The sequence below is a fragment of the Psychrobacter sp. genome, assembly GCF_030457785.1.
Taxonomy (GTDB): domain Bacteria; phylum Pseudomonadota; class Gammaproteobacteria; order Pseudomonadales; family Moraxellaceae; genus Psychrobacter.
Genome location: NZ_JAKDUI010000293.1, coordinates 1 through 1941, shown reverse-complemented (window position 1 = coordinate 1941; position 1941 = coordinate 1). Strand labels below are relative to the sequence as shown.

The following is a 1941-nucleotide window of genomic DNA, read 5'->3' as shown; positions in this document are numbered from 1 at the left end:
TGTTGAATAAATATATGGTTTGTTACGTTAGAGTTTGTACATGATAAAGATAATAATAATGATTATCAATACAGTATTGAAATATTTTTGATACAGTGAAGGTCTACGTCATGAGATAGCACTACTTTTTTGTTAGCAAACACTATAGATAAAAATAGCACAGCAAAAAAAAGGCCACTTTTTAAAAGTGGCCTCAATTAAGCACAGTATCTGTTAAACCTTAACTATTGCCTACCTAAATTTAATCGTATCGTTTATTTCAACAGCTTCTGCATAAAGTGGGTTCGAGAAATTACTAAAAAATCCAATAACGCAATAGCCACAATGATAATAATTGCAGCTGGGAATATAATAGCCACCACAAGCAAGGGAATGGCAAACGGCCACCATATAGAAAAACTTTGACCACGTGCTGGTGGATTTAGTCCAGTGATTTCGTTGGTATTACGAGGACGACGTTGCCACCACATGACATAACCGCTCACACAAATTGCAATCACAGATAAGCAAAACAGCACATTGGCTAACACGCTCCATAATCCTAGCGTTCCCATATGAATAGCCGCACCCGCTGCCATAAATTTGCCGAAAGCATTGTAATCCTCAAAGCGGATATCAGCCAATATCTTCCCCGAATAGCGGTCGATATGCACCGTACGGTCAGCCGTTGGACTTTTCATATCGTAGCTCATAGAATCTTGGCTAATCGTCCACACTCCTGTCTCGCCTTGTGGTAGATTCAGCTGATAACGTCCTGCAAAGCCAATCTCACGCGCAAACCTATCTACCGTATCAATCATAATAGGGATATTGGACGCGATACCGTTCTCACCTTTGGTTGTCCCTGACAGCGGCATTGGCGTCAGTTCTAGCACCCAAGGTACCTCTTTGGTACTGCCCGTATTTAATACACGACCATGAGTTGCTGCAGGCGTTGCTGCTGCTCCATGAATGTGCGGCGCGGCATCGGCATTATCCATATCCATACCTGCATGATGCTGACTGTGGTCAATCGAAAGTGGCATGGGCGCGGCGCCCCATTTACCAGCGGGAAATTGACTCCAAGCCTGTACGATTCGCTCGCCCCAAATACCTGCCCAAGCCATTCCTGAAATGCAGAAAAATAATAATACAATGGATATCCAAGTGCCTAAGGTTGCGTGAATTGTACGAAAAAATGATCGCTTTTTCTTTAGGTTCGCATCATTAGCGAACAACATGGCTTTGACAGACTTACGTTTTTGCCACCACAAGTACCAACCCGTTAAAATCATCAAAATAGTTAATGAGGCGGTGGCTTCCTGAATAAAGTCACCAACCTTCCCTAATAGCAAGTCGCCATGGATGCTATCAAGAGTATTGTACAAGCCCGAATTAGTGGGCGTACTTTTAACAATATCAGCGGTATACGGATTTACCGCAACCATATTGTCATGCCCATCTGATATCACTTGAAACAAGGCCACTATCTCGGTATCACGAGGTGCGATATATTTAATCAGCGTGCTATTTGGTAAGGTTTTGAGGGCGTTTTTTGCTTGGTTGGCAATTGGGGCTTGAACCATAGACTGTGGAGGGGAAACCGTTAGACGGTCATTATCTCGGCCTGTTGTATTGGACATAAGCAGCATGCCAAGTCCTGTACCCGCTAAAATAATCAAAAAAGGGGCAATAAACATGCCTGCATAAAAATGCCATCTCCATACTGTAAAATAGCGTTGATTGTTAGGGGATTGACGTGTGTCTCTACTCATAAATATGACCTTTACCCATCTTTGGCTGCTCAATTAACGTCTATCAACGCATTGACAATAGTAATATAAAATAGCTGATTGTTAGATTCGACCTAAAATACTTTCAAGACGATAACGTGATTCTAAGGATGGCAGCATCATACAAGAAAACTCCTTAAAACACTGCGAATTATAGGAAAAAATTGGC

1 protein-coding gene is annotated in these 1941 nt (G+C 42.1%); it reads right to left on the bottom strand.

The window, feature by feature from the left end:
- Positions 1 to 254: 254 nt before the first annotated feature.
- Entirely contained in the window at positions 255 to 1754 is a 1500-nt protein-coding gene (locus L0J61_RS10670) for a PepSY domain-containing protein (RefSeq protein ID WP_192529700.1), read from the bottom strand.
- Between the last annotated feature and the right edge of the window lie 187 nt (positions 1755 to 1941).